Origin of the sequence: Thermococcus sp. (assembly GCF_015523185.1) — an archaeon.
In the GTDB taxonomy this organism is placed as follows: Archaea; Methanobacteriota_B; Thermococci; order Thermococcales; family Thermococcaceae; genus Thermococcus.
The window spans coordinates 1-18795 of record NZ_WAKV01000060.1 but is presented as its reverse complement, the minus strand read 5'-3'; the positions used below and the strand labels follow the sequence as shown (position 1 = coordinate 18795).

Here is an 18795-nt window from a genome sequence, read left to right as displayed (position 1 = left end):
TCTTCCTCACGCCGTGAGCCACTCTAACCCGGGCCGTTATGTCGTTCGGGCTCAGGCGGGAATTTTCAGGTAGAACCCAGACCAGCCACTGCGAATGTTCGTCCATTCCCCTCCGATAAACCCTGAAGTGCGAGCCGAACTTCAGGCCGGATTTCACGGTGTAGCCTCTATCCCTCAAATCCTTGTAGACGAGGTACTTCGCGTCAAAAAGCTCGTCCCTCTTCCTTCCAAGCTCCATGAGCTCCTCAACGGTGAGCTTCCTTTTCCCCTCCCTGACTTCAATCTTGCCCCTCTCGACAAGGTAGGTGGCCTCAAGGAGGGACAGAAATAGCTTGCCCTCAACTAACTTCCCGAAGTGGCGCTTGTTATGGAGGCCGTTTATCGCGTTCTGGTCGGTCGAGAAGACCCTGCCCCCGCTCAGGTAAAAGACTATCATCAGCTTCCCCTCCATTCCTCGGCCGGGAGGAGCATGTAGTAGGCATCCTCGCCATCTGAGTAGTAGCCGATTATCCTCTTCACCTTTTTGAAACCGAAGCGTTCGTAGAGCCTTATCGCATTCTCGTTGCTGACCCTGACTTCAAGGCCTATGTAGCGGGCGCCCCTCGCTATGAGCCTCTCTATGGCCTCGGTCAGTAAGGCCGAGCCTATACCGTTCCCGCGGTAGTACTTGTCAACGGCTATGCTCATTATGTGCCCCTCGAGGTCGGGCCTCAGGTAGGCCATGACATAGCCGATTACCTTCCCGTTGTACTCAGCGACGAGAAAGGTATCGGGGTTGTTCTCAAGGAAGACCAGGAAGATTCCCCTTGGGTAAGCCTCGCGAAAGGTTTCCCTCTCGATTCTCATGACCTCGCTTATGTCAAAGAGCTTCGCCGGCCTTATCGTGACGAGTGCCAGCGGGATTCTGGCCTTCACTTCCCTCGCTGAGACGCTCATGTTAGTGACTTCCCCTCAAGGCTTTTAAGGATTGGGGGGAACTCCCTATGGGTGGCCACCCCGACGTGATGAGCACTCTCGAACCTGACCTTGGGATGATGACCGGATTCCTGGCTGATTTTCTCCCCCGTTAGTAAAACTTATAGCCCTTAGTCTCAATCACTCTCCCGGTGGTTGCATGAGGATACACGAAGAACCCGTTGGGATAGTTACGGGGAAGGCCACGGTCAGTTCTTTCCAGTTCTACGCTCATCCCGATACTGAGCTCAAGTTCGGCGACTTCGTCGTTGCGAGACTCTGCAAGGAAACCCGGGAAACCTGTGAGGAGTGGGTTATCGGAACAATTCGGGGGCTGGAAAACATAAACTGGCTCCTGAGCGAGGGTAAGAGCACGTTCCAGTCCCTTATGCTCGACATAAAGGAGTACGGCGAGAGCATCAGCGAGAACGAGGCGCTGATAGTTAACGTCCGCATCCTTGGGAGGGTCATCCTAAACGATGAGAGGGCTGAGATAGTTCCGAACCGCGTGCCCATTCCAAACGGCAACACCGTCTACAGGGCAAGCTCCGAGCTTCTGAAGGCAATCTACTACGGGGGCGATTCCTTTGTTGAAATCGGAAACCTCCTCCTCAGGGAGGATGTGCCGATTTATCTAGATGCTAACGAGCTCGTTTCGAGACACTTCGCGGTTCTGGCCGTTACGGGAGCGGGAAAGAGCAACGCGGTGGCCGTTCTGATAAGCGAGATGGTGAACAGACTCGGGGGGACAGTTATAGTCCTCGACCCCCACGGGGACTACGTCAAGCTGAAGCTCCCAAAGACCGGAAAGGAGCACGTCAAGCGCATAGAGGCCAAGATAATGCCAGAGGAAATGGACAGTGAGGAGCTGGCGGACCTTATAGAGGTAGCCAGCAACGCTACGATACAGAGGGAGTTCCTCGCCAAGGCGTGGGAGACAGTGAGACACGAGAACCCCGAACTCGGCGGAAGGGAGCTGATTGAAGCTTTGAGGAACACGCTCAACGAGTGGATAGCCAACAGGACGGCCTACTTCTGGGACGAGGGAAAGGGGGCGTACATAACGGAGGAGCTCAAGAGTGAGAGGGTTGAGACCATTCGGGGCGTAGTCTACAGGATAAGACGCTTCCTGAGGAACTATGGTTCGCTCCTCACGAGCGAAGATTTGATAGCCCAAATAGAGCCCGGGAAGGCGAACGTGATTGACCTTGGTCCCCTCGACGAGGGACAGATGAAAGTCGTCGTCGGAAAGCTCCTTGGAAAGGTCTTCGAGACGAGGGTCGATTATGAACAGGCCAGGAAAAACCTCATACGGCTTAAGGAGGAACTCAAAGAGAGGCCCAGCTCAAAGCTCGCCGAAGAAATCGAGAGGTTTGAAAGGGTTCTGCGCGAGATAGGGGCTAGGAGTCCGGCCCTTGCCGAGCCCGTTCTGATAATAGTCGAGGAGGCCCACATCTTCGCGCCTCAGGGTGAGAAGAACGACGCCGTCAGGATTCTGAGCAGAATAGCCAGGGAGGGGAGGAAGTTCGGCGTTGGCCTCGGCATAGTCTCACAGAGGCCGAACAAACTCAACGAAGACGTGCTGAGCCAGACCAACACCAAGATAATCCTGAGGATAGTTAACCCCAAGGACCAGGACTACGTCCTCAGGGCCAGCGAGCAGCTCAGCTCGGACCTCCTCGGGGACATAGCGTCCCTCGGAAAGGGTGAGGCAGTTATCGTCGGCCAGGCGATAAGCCTTCCGGCACTTGTCAAGATACACAACTTCAAGGCCATCGGCGGCGACTACGGCGGTGAGGATATAGGTATAGTGGCACGCTGGCGCGAGAGGCTTGAGCGCGAGAAGGCCGAGCGCGAGAAGGAGACCCTCTACGAGGAGGAGGGCGTTGAGATAGACTTCTGAGGTGGGGAAAATGGATGAGGTATACGAGCTCTTTAAGATGCTTCCCGACGACCTTAAGAGAGAAGTTCTGGACTACATAGAGTTCCTACTTGAGAGGAGGGGCATAAAAAGAGCCGGTACTCTCAAAATGGAGTGGAAAGGGGCCCTAAGGGAGCTTGGAAAGAGATACACCTCCGTTGAACTTCAGCACAAATCACTTGAATGGTGGGGATGATGTTCCTAGTTGACACCAACGTTTTCCTCGAGGTGCTCTTGGAACAGGAGAACTCAAAAACAGCGGAGGAGTTCCTTCTGAAAACGCCTCCAGAGCTAGTCCATATCTCGGACTTTACGCTCTACTCGATAGGCATAATCATGACGAGGGCAAAAAAGGGAAAGGAGTTTCTCAAGTTTACAGAGGACGTTCTAATCAATGCGGGGTTCACCCTTCTGCGGCTTCCACCGCTGGAGTTCAAAGGGGTAATCAACGCAATCGAGAGATTCAACCTTGATTTTGACGACGCCTATCAGTATCGCCTAGCGGAGGTATACAACCTCAAGATAGTCAGCTTCGATTCGGACTTTGATAAAACCAAACGGGGAAGGCTAACTCCAGACCAGGCTTTGAAAATCGCCAAAACTCAGAGGGGCGGGGGTAATCGGGGATGAAGTTTGCCCACATAGCGGATGTTCACCTCGGCTTCGAGCAGTACCGCCTGCCCTACCGTGCAGAAGAATTCGCTCGGGCCTTCAGGGAGGCTATAAAGAGAGCGGTTGAAGAGAAGGTGGACTTCATCCTCATAGCCGGTGACCTCTTTCACTCAAGTAGGCCCAGTCCGGAAACCCTGAAGGATGCCATGGAGACCCTCGAAATCCCCAAAGCGAAGGGAATACCCGTCTTTGCAATAGAGGGCAACCATGACAGAACCCAGCGGAGGGTCTCGGCTTATCACCTTCTGGAAAGCCTGGGCCTGCTGAACCTCGTCGGAATTAGGGAGGAAAGGGTTGAGAGCGAGTACCTGACGAGTGAGAGGCTTGGAAACAAGTACCTCGTTAAGGGTGTCTTTGAGAAAGGTGGGAGGAGCGTTGAAATACACGGGCTCAAGTACATGAGCGCCGCGTGGCTCGAAAAGAATAAGCTAAGCGACATCTTCAAACCGGAGGGAGACGCGATTCTCATGCTCCATCAGGGGATAAAGGAGCTCATCGAGAGGATGATGGGGCTTATCCCCGAAAGCCAGAGGGACTACTTTGAGCTCAGGATGGAGGACCTGCCGAAGGGATACCCCTACTACGCTTTGGGCCATATCCACAGGCGCTTCGAGACAAACTACGATGTTGGAAAGCTCGTATATTCGGGCTCTCTTCAGAGGTGGGACTTTGGAGACTACGAGATTAGGTACCGCTGGGACGGGAGGACGTTCAAGCCGAAAGCCGGAATTGAGAAGGGCTTTTACATAGTGGAGAACTGGAAACCAAGGTTCGTCGAGCTGAGGGTGAGGCCCTTCATTGATGTCAAAATCGAGGCCGACGAGGAAACGGTTAAGAGGGAAGTGAGGAGGCTCGCCCCCAAAATCCCAAGTGACGCCTTTGTGAGGCTCGACATCAAGTGGGAGAGACCCTTTGACGTCTCAGCTATTAGGGAGCTATTAAACGTTAAGTACCTCTACGTAAGGACGCGCTTTGAGAGGAAGCTCAGGGCCGTTAAAGGTGGAGACGTGCCGAGGCCGAGCGAGTACTTCTCACCCCTTGAACTCAAAGCAATCGAGCTGGCTGGAGAGAAGAAGCTGGAAAACGTTGATGCCGTCGTCGAACTGTTTCTTGGGGGATGGAATGAGGAAAATACCGAGGAACCTAAGGAAAAGCCCACAAAGAGGGAGAAGGAAGAAGAGAAACGGAAAGGAAAGACTCCGGATTTAGATGCCAAACCTGAGGAGAAAACAGAAAAGAAGTCCCCCAAGACCAAGCCCGGGAAGGGCTCCAACCTTCTTGCTTGGCTCGGTGGTGGGAGATGAAGGTTGAAAAGCTCATAATTAAGGATTTTCGCTCCCACAGGCTTACCAGGGTTAACTTTACGAGCGGGATAAACCTCATAGTCGGCCAGAACGGGAGCGGTAAGAGCTCCCTCCTCGATGCCCTTCTCATAGGCCTCTACTGGCCGGCAAAACCGAGGGACCTCAAGAAGGACGATTTCCTTCGAATCGGGGGAACTTCAACCGAGATAACCGTCTTCTTCGAGAAGGACGGCGTTAAGTATCAAATCCACAGGAACATCACCCGGGGCATTTCCTTCGTCAAGTACCACGATGGGACGGGCTGGAAAACCCTTGAGAGTGGCCAGAGACAGGTCAGGGAGTGGATGGAGAAGCTAATCCCCTACGACGTCTTCCTCAACGCGATTTACATACGCCAGGGCGAGATTGATGCTATACTAGAAAGCGACGAGAGCAGGGAGAAGGTTGTCAGGCAGGTTCTAGGTCTGGACAGGTATGAAAACGCCTACAAGAACCTCCTCGATGTGAGAAAGGAAATAGATGCGAGGATTAAAGCTATAGAGGACTACCTCAGGAGCACCGAGAACATAGACTCCCTAATCGAGGAGATGGAAAAGAGCCTGACCGAGGTTCTGAGGGCAATAAACGAGCTTTCTCCAATCATTCCAAAACTCAGGAGGGAGCTGAAAACTGCCGAAGATGAACTCAAGAAACTTGATGAGCTCTCCGAGAGAATCAACGCACTGAGACTCGAGGTTAAGAGAAGAGAAGGAAACGTCAGGGCGATAGAGGCGAGGGTTACGGAGCTAAGCAGAAAACTGGCTGAGGCCGAGAAACGAATAAACGAGCTCAAGGAAAAGGTCGAAGAGGCAGATAAGCTGAGGGAGAAGGCGGAGCTTTACACAAAGCTGTCCGAGTTCAGGAAGCACTATTCCGATGAGAAGGCCAAAAACGAAAAACTGGCCGAGAGTTACAGGGCGCAGATTGGGGGAATAGGGGAACGCCTTGCCGAACTCGAGGAACTTAAGTCCCGCCTGGGGGAATTGGGGCAGAAGAGGGAAGAGCTGTTGAAAAAGCTCACCGAACTGGAGGAGAGCGTAAAGGCCTACGAGGAGGTCAAAACGTTAGAGGCCAACCTGAAGAGGCTTAGGTCTCGGCTCAGGTTCTCACCTGAGAAGCTTAAGGAACTTGAGAGAGCTGTCGAAAACGCCCGGGAGAGAAAGGACGAGATTCTCAGAAGGCTTGAGGAAATAAGGGAGGAGAAGGGGGCCCTTAAGAGTCACGCCAGTGAGAGGAATAGAGCCATACTGGAGCTCAAGAAGGCTAAGGGAAAGTGCCCCGTCTGTGGCAGAGAACTAACGGAAGAACACAGGAAGGAACTGCTGGAGACGTATCTGTCCGAGGTTAAGGGCATCTCCGAGAAGCTCAAGACCCTCGACGCCGAGGAGAGGAATCTCAGACAGGAGCTCGTCGAGGTCGAGAGGAGGCTCAAGATGGAGCGTGAGCTAATAACCCAGAGGGAACTCTTTGAGCAGGTAAAGGAACTGGAGGATAAGCTGAGGACATACAACGTTGAGGAGCTGAGGGCTAAGGTCGAGGAATACGAGGGCATAAGGAACGAGCTGGGAAAGGTTGAAGGCGAGCTGAAGAACCTCAGAGAGGAGCTGGCTAAAGGTAAGGCACTGGAGCGGAAAAGGGACGTTCTGAAGGAAAAGCTAAGGGCAGTCGAGGAAAAGCTCGAAGAACTTGAAAAAGAACTCGAAAGCCTTGGCTTCTCAAGTGTTGAAGAACTTGACGGGAAGATTGAAGAACTGGAGCCGGTTTACAGGCGCTATCTAGCCATTAAGGACGCCGGGAAGGAACTGGAAAAGGAGGAAGGCCTGCTGTCCGCAACGAGGACGGAACTGGAAGGGGCAAAGAAGGCTCTTAAAACTGAGTCCCGTCTTCTCTCGGAGGCCCGGAGAAAACTGAAGGAGCTTGAGGCAAAATACGACCCGGAGAGGCACACAAAGGCCAGGGAGAGGGTCGCCGAGCTGAGGGAGAATCTAGCTAAGACCGAGGAAAAGCTTAGGGGGCTTGAAGAGAGAAGGGACGAGGTAGTTGAGAACATCAAGAAACTCAAAGACGAGAGGGAGAGGAGGAAGGAGAAAGCTAGGGAGCTTGAAAACCTGAAGAAGGCCCGCGAGAGGGTTCAGGGGCTCAGGGAAAAAGTAAAACACTACAAGAACCTCCTGAAGGAGGGGGCTCTTGCAAAGGTTGGCGAGATAGCGAGTGAGATATTCGAGGAGCTGACCGAGGAGAAGTATTCCGGAATAACGGTCAAAGCTGAGGAAAACAAGGTCAAGCTCGGCGTGGTTTACAACGGAAAGGAACACGGCCTCGGCTTCCTGAGTGGAGGTGAGAGGATTACCCTCGGCTTGGCCTTTAGGCTTGCACTGTCGCTCTACCTGGCGGGAGAGATAAGCCTCCTCATCTTAGATGAGCCGACGCCTTACTTGGACGAGGAGAGGCGGAGAAGACTCGTGGACATAATGCAACGCTACCTCCGGAAGATACCGCAGGTCATCGTCGTTTCACACGATGAGGAACTCAAGGATGCCGCGGACAGGGTTATAAGGGTGAGCCTTGAGAACGGCGTTTCTGTCCTGAGGGAAGTTGAGCTGGGGGTGTGAGCGTGTACAGGCTTCTCGACAGGAAAAGCGTTGACAGGATAAAGTCCATGCTCCAGAGGGGCTACGACGAGGCTATGGTAAAGCTAAGAGGCCTCGAATGGAGGAACCTGCCCAAGGAAAGAAAGCCCTGCAGGGTTTACGCCGTGGATGGCAGTCAGGGAAAGCAGAGGCTCAGCGGGACGATTTTCTACGCGGTCTCAAGCTACGCCTTCGGCAACGGCCCGGCTTACAGGCTCGTTTACGCCAACGCGATGCTCTACAACCAGGGCATATCCGACCAGATAATCCGCCTTCAGATGGAAACCCTTGAGAACAAGCTAGGCTACCTCTCGGCCGTCTTGGGTGGGGTTGATTACGTCATGATGGATGGCACTTTGACGGGCTCCCTCACGAGACCGCCGGTTTACCCGGAGAGCGTGAAGGGGATAACGACCATTGAAAACGCTCTGGGCAAAAACAGGCTTGAAGAGCTCGTCAAGGCCTTCGTTGAAATTCTGGACGAGCACTACGAAAGGCTTGAGGGGGAGTTGAGGAAAAGCAGGAAGGTAAACGGGGGCGTAATACTCGCCGATGAGAGGCTTGAGGACTTTGAGGAATTTTACCGGGCAATGGAGGGCTTCAAGGGGAGTTCCCTCGACGCGACCCTTCCAAGGAGGGTTGTTATAACCAGAAAAACCCTGGACGCGTACCTCAAGGGGGAAAAAGACGCCGAGGAGATATTCCAAGAAATCCTGCAGGAATACGGAGAGGAGAAGGAACTAACTTTGGATGACGCGCGCAACTCGGTTCACGTGGTTCTGGGCTACCTCGAATACCTCTACTCCCTTGAGAAACTGCTCAAGCTAAACCTCGTTTACGTGGCGAAGAGCTTCTACAACAGGAAGCTGACCCAAAAGCTAGGGATTGACATCGTTGACGTTCCATACCTTGACGCATACCTGAGGAGGACATACGGCGAGGAGAGGGCAGGTTATTACGTCATAACCCAGGGGGGGAAGCCCATAAGCCACAGGATGCCGAAAGTCCTGAGGAAGTACTTCCCGACGGTTGAGGGGTACATCGAGCGGGGCGTCCCTATGGCATACATAAGGACCATGCGCGGTGGGGTGATATACCTCCTTCAGAGCAACAGGGAGATAAACGACGAGCTTTTGAGTGAAATCCTCTGGCACGAAAGTAACGGCTACTTCAGGCCCCTTCAGAGGGCCCACGAGGGCGTTAAGATTGAGAAAAAGGCCTTTGAGGCCGAGCTAAGGGCACTCCTCAATATAATAAAGGCTGAAAGTCCTGAGTTAAGGGTCTTCCTCAAGTACGGTCGCTCGCCCCTCGAATGACAAAGCCTTTTAAACTATGGACAAAAACTCCAGCACATGCGGAAATGGCTCCCGGCGCTGTTGCTCCTCTCGGCGGTTTCGATTTTTCTCGGCGTTTACTTCGGTCCGGTTAGTCTCAGCCTTCACGACGTTACCTCCAGTCTTCTTTACGGAATAGAGCTAAAGCTATCCCGTTTTACTGGTATTAACCCCGGAGAAAAGCCGAACTACTTCATTATCGTCTGGCAACTTCGCCTTCCGGAGGTGCTTCTTGCATATTTTGTCGGCCTCGCCCTTGCTGGTGCTGGAGTTACCAGTCAGGCCCTCTTCAGGAACCCCCTTGCGGACCCGTACATCATAGGAATAAGCTCGGGCGCGGCGCTGGGCTCTGCAATAGCTATCCTTATAAACCCCACCTACATGGCCCCCTTCGCTCTAATCTTTTCATTCCTTTCGGTTTTCATTGTCTACACGGTATCGAGGGTTGACGGGGCAGTTCCAGTTGACACGCTCCTTCTCGCTGGAATCGCCTACGGCTTTCTCGCCAACGCGGTAACCTGGTACATCTACGTAACAAGACCCCAGAAAACGCACCTAAGCTGGATGTGGCTCCTCGGAAGCTTCAACGGGAGCACGTGGGGGGACGTAAAGATAATGCTCGTCGTTTCCCTGGTTGGAGTTCTCTTCCTTATGTGGCGCTGGCGCGAGCTGAACCTCGTCCTCCTCGGGGAAGAGAGCATAGCCCTTGGCCTCGATCTTCACCTGTATAGGAAGATATTCCTAGGAGTTATCGCGACGCTGACTGCCTTCTCAGTTTACACCTCAGGGATAATAGGTTTCATAGGTCTCGTCAGCCCCCACATAATGCGCCTTATCCTCGGCCCAAACCACAGGGAGCTCGTTCCGGCGACGGCCCTATTCGGGGGGACCCTCTTGGTTACGGCAGACCTGCTCGCGAGAACCCTCGCAAAGCCCACAGTCATTCCCGTTGGCGTTGTGACGGCACTGATGGGTGCGCCCTTCTTCCTCTACCTGCTGATGAAGCACAAAAGGGGTGAGCTTGTTGCTTGAGGCGAGGGTTTCCTTCTCCTACGGCGAGGGGGATGTGCTGAGGGAGGTTGAGATGACTGCCAGGAGGGGAGAGTTGCTGGCCATAATAGGGCCCAACGGTGCGGGAAAGAGCACGCTCCTGAAGTGCCTCGTGGGAATTCTAAAACCTATCGGCTTCGTGAGGCTTGAAGGGAAGGACCTGCTCTCCCTGAAGCCACGGGAAAGGGCGAAGTTGATAACTTACGTCCCCCAGAGCTCACTCCCCCAGTTTGCCTTTACCGTTGAGGAGTTCGTCGAGATGGGAGCTTACATGACGAGGGGAAAGGTTAGGGAGGCCCTTGAGAGAGTCGGCCTGTGGGAGCGAAGGCGGGAGAAGATAACGAGCCTGAGCGGGGGGGAGTTCCAGCTGGCGCTGATAGCGAGGGCTCTGGCTCAGGGAAGTGAAGTTATTCTGCTCGATGAACCAACGAGCCACTTAGACATAAACAACGCCCTTGAGGTCATGGAATTGCTCAACGAACTGAAGGAGGAGAAGATAATCATAGCTGTTCTCCACGACCTCAACCTAGCGTTGAGCTATTCCGACAGAATCCTTGTCCTGAGTAATGGAAAAACCGTCTGGAAAGGCCCCTCAGAAAAGCTGAGTGAGGAAATCATCGAGGAAACATACGGGATAAAGGCGAAGATAATTGAGGTTGAAGGGAAGAGACTACTCATCCCGGGGCTAAAGGTTTAAAACAAAGGCGCGTTTCTTACTTCAGGTGAGAGAGATGGAGAAGAAGACCGGAACGACAACGGTTGGTATAAAGGCAAAGGACGGCGTTGTTCTAGCTGCAGATACTCAGGCTTCCCTTGACCACATGGTTGAAACGCTCAACATCAGGAAGATAATTCCAATAACGGACAAGATAGCGATAACGACAGCCGGAAGCGTGGGCGATGTTCAGGCACTTGCGAGAATGCTCGAGGCGGAGGCTCGCTATTACCAGTTCACGTGGGGAAGGCCGATGACGGCTAAGGCCATGGCTCATCTGCTCAGCAACATACTCAACGAGAACAAGTGGTTCCCCTACATGGTTCAGATTATCATAGGTGGCTACGTTGATGAACCGACTTTAGCCAACCTCGACCCCCTCGGGGGGTTAATCTTCGACGATTATACCGCCACAGGTTCGGGAAGCCCCTTCGCCATAGCCGTCCTTGAGGATGGTTTCAGGAAGGACATGAGCGTCGAGGAGGCAAAGGAGCTCGCAGTTAGAGCCGTTAGAACCGCTGGAAAGCGCGACGTTTACACTGGAAGCAAAAAGGTTCAGGTAGTTGTTATAACCAAGGACGGCATGAATGAGGAGTTCGTGGAGTTTTAGGGTTGAACCAATTCCTTTTTAATCCCTTCCCCATATAATCTTCCGGTGGAGATGGGAAAGAAATTCGTCTCAGTTCTTCTCGTTGCAACCCTCGTTGTTTCGCTGTACTCGGCGGTTAACCTAGCGTACTCAGCGAATTCCATCCTCAAGCAGGTAAACGAGATTATAGAACAGGTTCAGGAGATAAGGGGTCTCACCTTCAAGGAGAAGCCGAAGATAGTCGTCATAACCCGGGCTGAGGCAATAAGGCTCTTCGGCCCCTCGAGCCAGAACGGGGAGGAGCTGAAGATTCAGGAGTTAACGTACAAGATGACACTCCTAATTCCCGGAAACTACTCCTTTATCCAGACCAAGAGGAAAGAGAGTGCAGGCTGGATAGCCCTAACTGTGGGGAACACGATTTACATAGTAGAGGAGAACTTTGAGAGCAATCCCGCCATGGCAAAGAGGGCTCTGGCTCACGAGCTTACGCACGTCCTCCAGAAACAGTGGTTCAACGCGCGCTATGGGGCAAGCACCTTTGACGGAACGCTCGCGGTCAGGGCTTTGGTGGAAGGGGACGCCGACCTTGTGGCGGACATCTACTGCGAGCGGAACGGGATTCCCATATACAAGATACGCTCCCTCAGCGGTAACCCAATAACGGACATAGGGATTTTTCCCTACGTCTTTGGAGACTCCTTTGTGAGATACCTCTACGAGAAGGGGGGCTGGAATCTTGTGAACGAGGCCTACAGACACTACCCCGTTTCAACCGCCCAGATAATGCACCCTAACCTCTACATTGAGAACGTGACGCCGGTGAACGTCTCCCTAAAACTCAATGGAAACTGGAGCGTCCTTAGAGACGACAGGATGGGTGCTTTCTACGTCTATCTTCTCCTGCGCGAGGGTGCGAAGTTGAACAACGAAACCGCGTGGAACGTGTCGAGCTCATGGCTTGGAGACAGGCTGATTTTAGCCGTCAACGGAACCGACTATGTTCTCCTCTGGAAGGTAGAGTTCTCAAACAACGCTTCCGCAAAGCTCTTCGCTGAAACCCTAAAGAGGATGGCCGAGGAGAACAATTACGCGCACTTCACGATAACGCTCAGCGGGGGGACCGTTCTCCTGAAAGCCGTAAGGGGGGTTAGGGTTGAGGCTTAGATGTCCAATCTGTGGAAGGGAATACGATAGGCCCGTGCAGAGGTGCGAATGCAACGAACCCGTCGAGTTCGAAACCTTCATGGGAGAGCCCTACATAGGCAAAACCGTCTGGGAGAGGTTTTACGATTTCTGGCCCGTTGAGCCTGCCCTTGAGTTCTCGCTCGGCGAAGGAGATACTCCACTGGTCAAATCCAGACTCGGAAAGGAGCTTGGCGTTAGACTCTACCTCAAGAACGAGACTGTAAACCCCACTTGGAGCTTTAAGGACAGGGGAACGTTTTTGGCTATGAGCCACGCCCTAAAGGCCGGTTATAAAACCGTTGGAACTGTATCAACGGGCAACATGGCGGCGAGCGTTTTAGCCTACGCCTCCCGCTTCGGCCTCGATGCCAAAATCCTTGTCTCAGAAAACGCGAGCGATGAGAAGCTCAAAGCTGTCTCTATCTATGGCGGGGACGTGATAAGGGTCAAAGGCGACTACGGAAGGCTTTACTTCGAGAGCCTGAAGCTGGGAGAAAGGCTAGGAATCTATTTCATCAACTCCGACAACCCCTTCCGCGTTGAGGGCTACAAGGGCATAGCCTTCGAGATAGCTGAAGAGATAACGCCAGACTACGTTCTAATCCCAACAAGCTCCGGCGGTCTATTCAGGGGCGTAGCGAAGGGCTTCATTGAGCTGAAGAAGAGTGGGCTGATTGAGGAACTCCCGGCGCTCGTTGCCGTACAGGCCGACGGCTGCTCGCCGATATGCAGAGCTTTTGATGAAGGGAAAACAAAAATCGAGCGCTTTGAAAGGCCAAAAACGATAGCAAAGGCCATAGCAAATCCCTATCCACCGAGCGGGAACGCGGTTCTGAAGCTCCTAAGGGAGTTCGGCTGGCTCTGTGTTGCGGTGAGTGATAACGAAATCATTGAGGCCCAGAAGGAACTCTCCAGAGAGGGCCTCTTCGTCCAGCCGGCGAGTGCCACCGGGATTGCCGCTTTGAGAAAGCTCGTCGAAAACGGAAGGATTGAGGAGAGAGCGAAGGTCGTTTCGATTCTCACGGGTTCTGGATTGAGGACCCTCTCCCAAGCCAAAGGTGGGGAGATAAGGGAGTGCGAACTCGAAAGCCTCGAAAACTGCCTGAGGTGATTGAGATGCTGGTCGGAATGGGCCTTATGCCCCATGGAAACCCTGTTCTGATGCCCGAAGATGAGGAAACTAAGAGGTTAGCGGAGGTTTTGAAGGACATCGGAAAGGCCTTCGCAAACGTTGACTCCTACGTCCTGATAAGTCCGCACAACGTCAGGATGAGCGACCACCTCGGCGTTGTTATGGCGGAGAATCTGATTTCGTGGCTCGGCTTTGAGGGAGTTGAACTTCCGGGAGAGTGGAAAACCGAGAGAGAGCTTGCGGAAGAAATTTACCGGGCTGAGAAGAGCGCGGGGATTCCAATAGTAGATTTAAACTTTGCCTCGCTCCGCGGAGAATACTCGCGGTGGCCGTTGAGCTGGGGAGAACTTATACCGCTCCATTTTCTCGAGAAAAAACCTCTTGTACTGATGACACCCTCGAGGGGCGTTGACAGGGGAACCCTCGTGAAGGCCGGCGAAATCCTTGGAAAAGTGCTGGAGGAAAGCGAGAAGAAAATTGCGCTGATAATAAGCGCCGACCACGGGCACGGGCACAGCGAGGACGGCCCTTACGGCAAGGTTAAGGAGAGCGAGGAGTACGACAGGCTGATAATGGAGCTGATAAACGAAAACCGCCTCGAAGAGCTTCCCAACGTTCCTGAAGAGCTGGTGAGAAATGCTTTAGTTGACAGCTACTGGCAGATGCTCATAATGCTAGGTGCCATGAGGGTTGCCGAATTCGAGCTTAAGGAGAGTGCCTACGCCTGTCCGACCTACTTTGGCATGGCCGGGGCGTTGTGGATGAGGAAGTAACTCAGTCCACAACGTCAAAGCTAATCTCCAAAAGCTCCTTGCTCCTCCTGAAACGGACCTTTTTGATTCTTATCTCCCCGATTTCTCCTGTTGTCCTTGTGTGCTCTTTATTGCAGGCGTTGACGTTCCAGTCCTCGATGACCACAACTTTAAGCGTCCTTACATCCTCAGGAACCGGAAAGAGGTCGTATATATCCTCGCCAAAGCGCCTCTCTGCCTCTTCTCTCGGCAACTCGTAGACTTTTACGGGGACGTTTTCCTTTACTTTCTCGTTAGCTAACAACTCTATCTCCGCTATCTCCTCCGGCGAGGGTTTTCTGTTGAACTTAACGGTCAGCCTGCCGTGGTTCCCGTTCACGTAAACGCTGGCCGTCCACTTGGCGTTATCGCCGAGGACTTTAACGACGGCCCCCTTGACGACGTGGAGGGCCGTGTGCGTTCTAACCTCAACGTCACTCATGTCAATCCCCGAAAGTCTATTCGACAATCGTTTATTAAACTCGCGGGTAATCCCGGAACGGTCGGTATTCAGGATTTTCTGAAAGTTTTGCGGAAAAACTTTGCCAATTTCGAAACGGTTACGTAACGCTCTTTCACCAGTAAACGAAAACCGTTATAAGTGTAAAGCCCGATACACAAGCGGACAAAGTTTTAGAGGTGAACAAAAATGGCCGAGAAGAAAAAGAAGAGAGTTCTGATTCTTGGAGCGGCCGGAAGGGACTTCCACAACTTCAACGTGTTCTTCAGGGACAATCCAGAATACGAGGTCGTGGCCTTCACCGCAACCCAGATTCCGGACATTGAGGGAAGAACTTACCCACCCGAGCTTGCCGGCGAGCTTTACCCGAACGGAATTCCCATCTGGAGCGAGGATGACATGGAGAAGATAATCAAGGAGCACGACATTGACATAGTTGTCTTCGCCTACTCCGATGTCTCCCACGAGCACGTTATGCACCTCGCGAGCAGGGCTCACTCGGCTGGAGCGGACTTCTGGCTCCTCGGCCCGAAGAGCACCATGCTCAAGTCCAGCAAGCCGGTTGTGGCTGTTACAGCCGTCAGAACCGGCTGTGGAAAGAGCCAGACGAGTAGAAAGGTCGCCCAGCTCCTCCAGGAGATGGGCTACAAGGTAGTTGCCATAAGGCACCCGATGCCCTACGGCGACCTTAGAAAGCAGGTCGTTCAGAGGTTTGCCACCTTCGAGGACCTCGACAGGTACGAGTGCACCATCGAGGAGAGAGAGGAGTACGAGCCATACATCGAGAGGGGAATGGTGGTTTATGCCGGCGTTGACTACGAGAAGATTCTCCGCGAGGCGGAAAAGGAGGCCGACATCATCCTCTGGGACGGCGGGAACAACGACTTCCCGTTCTACGAGCCGGACCTCTGGATAGTGGTTACAGACCCGCACAGGCCGGGTCACGAACTCAAGTACCACCCCGGTGAGACCAACTTCAGGAGCGCTGACGTCATAATCATCAACAAGATTGACACAGCCAATAGGGACGACATCCAGAAGGTTAGAGAGAACATTGAGAAGGTCAACCCGAATGCAACGGTTATCGAGGCGGCTTCGCCGATATTCGTCGACAACCCCGAGCTCATAAAGGGCAAGCGTGTTCTCGTCGTTGAGGACGGGCCGACGCTTACCCACGGTGGCATGAAGTACGGAGCCGGTTATGTTGCGGCCAAGAAGTTCGGGGCGAAGGAAATCATAGACCCGAGGCCCTACGCCGTCGGCTCCATCGTGGAAACCTACAAGAAGTACCCGCACCTTGACGTCATCCTTCCCGCTATGGGATACGGCAAGAAGCAGATTAAGGAGCTTGAGGAGACCATCAACAGGGCCGATGCAGATGTGGTCATCATGGGTACTCCCGTTGACCTCCGCAGGTTCATGAAGCTCAACAAGCCGGCAGTAAGGGTCCGCTACGAGCTCGAGGAAATCGGCCAGCCCAAGCTCAAAGATATCCTCGAGAACTGGGTCAAGAACTGCGAGAAGCTTAAGAAGGAGTGAGGTTTTTTAACTTTCCCTTCCACTTTTCTCCATGTTCGATGTGCCGATTGGACTCTGGGCTTTTATTTGGTCCCTCAACATTGCCGGCTTCCTCTGGGTTACATACGACGTTATCACAAGGCAGAGATTCATGCCTGAATCCGCCAAGGTTGCCTGGATTTTCACGGCTTTTCTCTTCGGCTCGCTGGTCGCTCTGGTCTATGTCCTCGACGTGAAGAGGAGCGGAAAGTATGAGGAAGTCGAACTTGAAAGTGACGAGGGTATTAGGGTATGGTAGAAAGCCTTTTATTGATGAAGGCCGAACCTATAACGCCCGGGGAGTGCCGCCGAAGGCGGAGCCGATGAACTCGGGTGGGTTATTACCCCTTTCATCGTTTCTGTTTGGCATTAACGACTCACACTTTCTTCTACGTTCTTCCTCTAGATATTATACCCTCCGGGAGAAGGGAAATCCATAAATACCCGGAGGGAGAAGGGAAATGGGTGACGAAGTATATAAACTCCATAAAAAACTTAATGGTGAAGATTGGGAGCGCATTTCAACAATCTTTGCGATTATCTTAACAGTATCACTATCTTTTGGAATTCCGTTCTTTGCTTTTGTCAGTACTTCAGATTCCAGCATTATATATGTTGCTGTGACAACTGGAGGGACAATAATTTGGCTTTTTGGGATTATTTCCATGCTTATAGCTAGTCTTAAATTCCAAGTGGATGTGAATGAATTCGTTAGGGCTTACAAGAGGGACTATCCAAAAAGAGCTGAAATCGAAATTCTAGAGATGGCTTACTCTGATGCACTTTCTCATGCACAAGAAGGACTCAAGAATGCACTTACAACTTGGCTTCTTTTTGGAGCATGGGTTTCTTTGACAGAAATTGGGCTTGTTTCAGGCAATCTTGGAATTAAAAATAGTTCTGTGTTTTGGTTCGGAATTGGAGTGGCATCCCTATTGTCATTTGCAGGTTTTATATTTACTATCATTCTGTATCTCCGCAAGCGCACCATCGAGAAGGCCCTCTTCGCAATCCAGCTCAAGAAGAGCGACAAAGCAGAGATAGCCATTAAACTCTGACCCTCCTATTTTTAAACCCTGAGAACTTACACTTCTCAACATTTATAAAGTGTTGAGGACTATAACTTCTCAGGTGTTCCTATGAGGCTGGGCAGCATCACCTACATGAACCCATGGTGGGAGGGGAAAGAGGACTACCACATAAAGCGCTGGAGAGAGCAGAAAATCCATTGGTGGCCGAATTGGTTGGAGAGGCTCTCGCTCAAACCCTTCTCCCTCAACTTCATCCTCGGCCCGAGGCAAGTTGGGAAAACCACCGGGATAAAGCTCCTGATTCAAGAACTCCTGAGAGATAACCCGCCGGAGTCAATCCTCTACCTTAACGTCGAGGTTCTGCCGAGCCACCGCGAGCTTTTAGAACTTCTCCGCGAGTTCCAGGGGCTTAAAGATAAGGAAGGAATTGAAACGGGTTACATCTTCCTCGATGAGGTGACTTCACTTGAAGGTTGGTGGCGCGGGGTTAAACCACTCATAGATGCTGGTCTTTTAGAGAAAGATGTAGTTACAGTTACCGGTTCAAGCTCCCTGAGGGTCAAGAGGGACATTGAGCTCTTCCCGGGCAGAAGGGGAGAGGGTAAAACAATAGAGGTAATGCCCCTCTCATTTCCGGAGTACGTTGAGATAATGGGACTTAAGAATCCAGAACTGATGAGGGAAAAAGTCTTGGAGCTCTTCAATTCATACCTTAAGACAGGCGGGTTCCCGGCATCAATAAACGGCCTCCCAATGGACGACCTCCTCGGGGCTTACATTGGGGAGTTCGTTCGATTCGGGAAGAGCCTTGAGATAGCGAAGGAAACCTTTGCAGCGGTAATAAGGAGCGCTCCCTCGGCGACGAGCTTCAGGGCCTTAGCCGGCATGACCTCTGGCTATTCCTACAAAGTAATTCAGGACTACATAGAGTTCTTCACCGAGCTTTACATCCTTGGAATAGCCTACCTAAAGCAGGGCAACCAGGTGCTCTACAAGCGCGAAAAGAAGTTCTTCTTCCGTGACCCTCTCCTTGCAAGGCTTTTCTCGCTCTGGAGTGGGGCTGAGCTGAGGGAAGATGCGCTGTATGAATGGGTTGTTCAGGAGCACCTATACCGGCGCTTTGGGGAGGTTTACTATTACAGGAACTCCTATGAGGTCGATGCCATCGCTGGAGACCTTAAGGTCGAAGTGAAAGCGGGAAAGGCCCACAGGAGGTATCCAAAGGGGGTAAGGGTTTTGGAGAAGGAGGACGTGCCCTTCTTCCTCCTTGAGCTTACTCCCCAACAACCTGCACGATGACCCTCCTGTGCCTCGGCCTTACGTCGAGCTCAACGAAGAAAATCTGCTGCCATGTTCCTCTTATGAGCTTTCCATCAACGACGGGAAAGCACTCGCTAGCTCCGAGGAGTGTAGCTCGGAGATGGCTGT

General features: G+C 52.6%; 20 protein-coding genes. 16 read left to right on the top strand and 4 right to left on the bottom strand.

Going from position 1 to position 18795, the window contains the following annotated elements:
• Together endA and rimI are read right to left on the bottom strand one after the other, a co-directional pair.
• The coding region (gene endA / locus F7B33_RS06885) for a tRNA-intron lyase (protein ID WP_297073921.1) at window positions 1-436 on the bottom strand (436 nt) is incomplete at its 3' end.
• Window positions 436-936 carry a ribosomal protein S18-alanine N-acetyltransferase gene (gene rimI / locus F7B33_RS06880; protein WP_297073919.1) on the bottom strand — a complete coding sequence of 167 codons (501 nt, stop codon included), beginning with the start codon at window positions 934-936 and terminating at the stop codon, window positions 436-438. The genes rimI and endA, both read right to left, overlap by 1 nt.
• Before the next feature lie 178 nt (window positions 937-1114).
• Between rimI and herA the strand changes: the two genes are divergently transcribed.
• Genes herA through F7B33_RS06820 form a run of 12 tightly spaced genes read left to right on the top strand, consistent with a single transcriptional unit; the run spans window position 1115 to window position 14301 of the window.
• Window positions 1115-2857 (top strand): DNA double-strand break repair helicase HerA, encoded by a 1743-nt coding sequence (gene herA / locus F7B33_RS06875; protein WP_297073918.1) that lies wholly within the window; start codon window positions 1115-1117, stop codon window positions 2855-2857.
• 10 nt (window positions 2858-2867) lie between these two features.
• On the top strand, window positions 2868-3071 hold the full coding sequence (locus tag F7B33_RS06870) for a DUF2281 domain-containing protein (protein ID WP_297062861.1): 204 nt from the start codon (window positions 2868-2870) through the stop codon (window positions 3069-3071).
• Entirely contained in the window at window positions 3068-3505 is a 438-nt protein-coding gene (locus F7B33_RS06865) for a PIN domain-containing protein (RefSeq protein WP_297062860.1), read from the top strand. The genes F7B33_RS06870 and F7B33_RS06865 overlap by 4 nt, the downstream gene beginning before the upstream one ends.
• Window positions 3502-4851 carry a DNA double-strand break repair protein Mre11 gene (gene mre11, locus F7B33_RS06860; protein WP_297073916.1) on the top strand — a complete coding sequence of 450 codons (1350 nt, stop codon included), beginning with the start codon at window positions 3502-3504 and terminating at the stop codon, window positions 4849-4851. The genes F7B33_RS06865 and mre11 overlap by 4 nt, the downstream gene beginning before the upstream one ends.
• Window positions 4848-7502, top strand: a complete 2655-nt coding sequence (rad50, locus tag F7B33_RS06855; protein ID WP_297073915.1) for a DNA double-strand break repair ATPase Rad50 — start codon at window positions 4848-4850, stop codon at window positions 7500-7502. Before mre11 ends, rad50 begins: the two co-directional genes overlap by 4 nt.
• 2 nt (window positions 7503-7504) lie before the next feature.
• The gene (gene nurA / locus F7B33_RS06850) at window positions 7505-8836 is read left to right on the top strand and encodes a DNA double-strand break repair nuclease NurA (protein WP_297073913.1); all 1332 of its coding nucleotides are present in this window, start codon (window positions 7505-7507) and stop codon (window positions 8834-8836) included.
• 36 nt (window positions 8837-8872) lie between these two features.
• Window positions 8873-9886: an iron ABC transporter permease gene (locus F7B33_RS06845; RefSeq protein WP_297073911.1), complete on the top strand. Its 1014-nt coding sequence runs from the start codon at window positions 8873-8875 to the stop codon at window positions 9884-9886.
• Window positions 9876-10601, top strand: a complete 726-nt coding sequence (locus tag F7B33_RS06840; RefSeq protein ID WP_297073910.1) for an ABC transporter ATP-binding protein — start codon at window positions 9876-9878, stop codon at window positions 10599-10601. Before F7B33_RS06845 ends, F7B33_RS06840 begins: the two co-directional genes overlap by 11 nt.
• Before the next feature lie 34 nt (window positions 10602-10635).
• The gene (gene psmB, locus F7B33_RS06835; protein ID WP_297064269.1) at window positions 10636-11229 is read left to right on the top strand and encodes an archaeal proteasome endopeptidase complex subunit beta; all 594 of its coding nucleotides are present in this window, start codon (window positions 10636-10638) and stop codon (window positions 11227-11229) included.
• 51 nt (window positions 11230-11280) lie between these two features.
• Window positions 11281-12375: a DUF4157 domain-containing protein gene (locus tag F7B33_RS06830; RefSeq protein ID WP_297073923.1), complete on the top strand. Its 1095-nt coding sequence runs from the start codon at window positions 11281-11283 to the stop codon at window positions 12373-12375.
• The gene (gene thrC, locus F7B33_RS06825; protein ID WP_297073909.1) at window positions 12365-13507 is read left to right on the top strand and encodes a threonine synthase; all 1143 of its coding nucleotides are present in this window, start codon (window positions 12365-12367) and stop codon (window positions 13505-13507) included. The genes F7B33_RS06830 and thrC overlap by 11 nt, the downstream gene beginning before the upstream one ends.
• Before the next feature lie 5 nt (window positions 13508-13512).
• Window positions 13513-14301 (top strand): extradiol dioxygenase, encoded by a 789-nt coding sequence (locus F7B33_RS06820; RefSeq protein ID WP_297073907.1) that lies wholly within the window; start codon window positions 13513-13515, stop codon window positions 14299-14301.
• Window position 14302: 1 nt separating this feature from the next.
• On the opposite strand, the gene F7B33_RS06815 is transcribed toward F7B33_RS06820, so the two are convergent.
• Window positions 14303-14761, bottom strand: a complete 459-nt coding sequence (locus F7B33_RS06815) for an alanyl-tRNA editing protein (protein WP_297065415.1) — start codon at window positions 14759-14761, stop codon at window positions 14303-14305.
• A gap of 207 nt (window positions 14762-14968) precedes the next feature.
• On the opposite strand from F7B33_RS06815, the gene F7B33_RS06810 reads away from it, so the two are divergent.
• The 4 genes from F7B33_RS06810 to F7B33_RS06795 all read left to right on the top strand — a co-directional run bounded on the left by F7B33_RS06810 (window position 14969) and on the right by F7B33_RS06795 (window position 18666).
• Entirely contained in the window at window positions 14969-16318 is a 1350-nt protein-coding gene (locus F7B33_RS06810; RefSeq protein WP_297065412.1) for a cyclic 2,3-diphosphoglycerate synthase, read from the top strand.
• A gap of 31 nt (window positions 16319-16349) precedes the next feature.
• The gene (locus tag F7B33_RS06805; protein WP_297065410.1) at window positions 16350-16595 is read left to right on the top strand and encodes a hypothetical protein; all 246 of its coding nucleotides are present in this window, start codon (window positions 16350-16352) and stop codon (window positions 16593-16595) included.
• Window positions 16596-16797: 202 nt separating this feature from the next.
• Window positions 16798-17394 carry a hypothetical protein gene (locus tag F7B33_RS06800; protein WP_297073906.1) on the top strand — a complete coding sequence of 199 codons (597 nt, stop codon included), beginning with the start codon at window positions 16798-16800 and terminating at the stop codon, window positions 17392-17394.
• Between the two features lie 81 nt (window positions 17395-17475).
• Complete coding sequence (locus F7B33_RS06795) at window positions 17476-18666, top strand: ATP-binding protein (protein WP_297073904.1); 1191 nt, start codon at window positions 17476-17478, stop codon at window positions 18664-18666.
• Here F7B33_RS06795 and F7B33_RS06790 read toward each other — a convergent pair.
• Window positions 18641-18795, bottom strand: a 155-nt coding sequence (locus F7B33_RS06790) for a YjbQ family protein (protein WP_297073922.1), incomplete at its 5' end; no start/stop codon positions are given. The two genes, F7B33_RS06795 and F7B33_RS06790, sit on opposite strands and share 26 nt — an antisense overlap.

What these genes read in the sequence shown, in the direction of transcription:
- rimI (WP_297073919.1), bottom strand. Translation starts at nt 936, where the DNA reads ATGAGCGTCTCAGCGAGGGAAGTGAAGGCCAGAATCCCGCTGGCACTC.
- herA (WP_297073918.1), top strand. Translation starts at nt 1,115, where the DNA reads ATGAGGATACACGAAGAACCCGTTGGGATAGTTACGGGGAAGGCCACG.
- F7B33_RS06870 (WP_297062861.1), top strand. Translation starts at nt 2,868, where the DNA reads ATGGATGAGGTATACGAGCTCTTTAAGATGCTTCCCGACGACCTTAAG.
- F7B33_RS06865 (WP_297062860.1), top strand. Translation starts at nt 3,068, where the DNA reads ATGATGTTCCTAGTTGACACCAACGTTTTCCTCGAGGTGCTCTTGGAA.
- mre11 (WP_297073916.1), top strand. Translation starts at nt 3,502, where the DNA reads ATGAAGTTTGCCCACATAGCGGATGTTCACCTCGGCTTCGAGCAGTAC.
- rad50 (WP_297073915.1), top strand. Translation starts at nt 4,848, where the DNA reads ATGAAGGTTGAAAAGCTCATAATTAAGGATTTTCGCTCCCACAGGCTT.
- F7B33_RS06845 (WP_297073911.1), top strand. Translation starts at nt 8,873, where the DNA reads ATGCGGAAATGGCTCCCGGCGCTGTTGCTCCTCTCGGCGGTTTCGATT.
- psmB (WP_297064269.1), top strand. Translation starts at nt 10,636, where the DNA reads ATGGAGAAGAAGACCGGAACGACAACGGTTGGTATAAAGGCAAAGGAC.
- F7B33_RS06830 (WP_297073923.1), top strand. Translation starts at nt 11,281, where the DNA reads ATGGGAAAGAAATTCGTCTCAGTTCTTCTCGTTGCAACCCTCGTTGTT.
- F7B33_RS06820 (WP_297073907.1), top strand. Translation starts at nt 13,513, where the DNA reads ATGCTGGTCGGAATGGGCCTTATGCCCCATGGAAACCCTGTTCTGATG.
- F7B33_RS06815 (WP_297065415.1), bottom strand. Translation starts at nt 14,761, where the DNA reads ATGAGTGACGTTGAGGTTAGAACGCACACGGCCCTCCACGTCGTCAAG.
- F7B33_RS06810 (WP_297065412.1), top strand. Translation starts at nt 14,969, where the DNA reads ATGGCCGAGAAGAAAAAGAAGAGAGTTCTGATTCTTGGAGCGGCCGGA.
- F7B33_RS06805 (WP_297065410.1), top strand. Translation starts at nt 16,350, where the DNA reads ATGTTCGATGTGCCGATTGGACTCTGGGCTTTTATTTGGTCCCTCAAC.
- F7B33_RS06800 (WP_297073906.1), top strand. Translation starts at nt 16,798, where the DNA reads ATGGGTGACGAAGTATATAAACTCCATAAAAAACTTAATGGTGAAGAT.
- F7B33_RS06795 (WP_297073904.1), top strand. Translation starts at nt 17,476, where the DNA reads ATGAGGCTGGGCAGCATCACCTACATGAACCCATGGTGGGAGGGGAAA.